The organism is Bradyrhizobium sp. Crot121 (genome assembly GCF_059512385.1).
On sequence record NZ_JCAMOR010000302.1, the window covers coordinates 1 to 747 of the forward strand.

General features: G+C 62.8%; 1 protein-coding gene and 1 pseudogene. One reads left to right on the plus strand and one right to left on the minus strand.

Translation table 11 applies throughout. The features are described 5' to 3' along the window. Nucleotides 1–259: pseudogene (locus AC5ZGW_RS46650) on the minus strand (IS5/IS1182 family transposase); the annotation flags it as partial. A 147-nt stretch (nt 260–406) separates the two neighbouring features. On the opposite strand from AC5ZGW_RS46650, the gene AC5ZGW_RS46655 reads away from it, so the two are divergent. Further along, nucleotides 407–747: helix-turn-helix domain-containing protein (locus tag AC5ZGW_RS46655; protein ID WP_496114197.1), on the plus strand; the 341-nt coding region annotated here is incomplete at its 3' end.

Below are 747 nucleotides of genomic sequence, written 5' to 3' on the forward strand. Positions count from 1 at the left end.
GCACCCGTCGCGCCAGCGCCAGCATGCGTTCGAGGACAATCTCGCCAAGCAAGCCGGTGCGGCCTTCGATCTTGCGGGCAATGTCACGGATGACGCGACCGAGATAGGTTCTAAGCGTCTTCAAGGCCCGGTTGGCGCGCTTGAACTGCTTGGCGTGGGCATAGCGCTGATGCTTGATCAGGGCGAACTTGCCCACCCGCGCATAAGACTGCCGCAACGAAAGGCCCTGCCGCTTTGCCAGCCGGGCCAGGATCTCGCGGGTGTTGATGCCTGAGTAATTCTCCCCAGAAGTGCCGTTTGAAAAATCCCCAGTTGATCGTGCCGCCCATCCTCAGGGCGCGCCCTGAGGATGGGCGGCGAATCGATCACCCGATCCTGCTCTGCCCAGAACGAGGGAGCGGGTGCGGTGATCAAGCTTGGGGAAGTCATCATGATACTTGATCTTCATCGGCAGGGGCTGACGGTTTCGGCGATCGCCCGCGAACTCGGGATCGATCGAAAGACCGTTCGCAAATGCATCGCTCGCGGCCTGGAGCCGCCGGTTTATGGTCCACGCAAGCCACGCCAGCGCCGGATCGACCCATTCGTGTCCTATTTGGGCGGGCGGGTGACGGCGTATCCCGGTCTGACCGGCCGCCGGCTCTTACGGGAGCTGCGCGAACGCGGCTACGAGGGCGGCTACACCGCCGTCACCGATGTGCTGCGCGAGATTCGTCCGGTCCCATTGCCAACGTTTGAAGTTCGCTT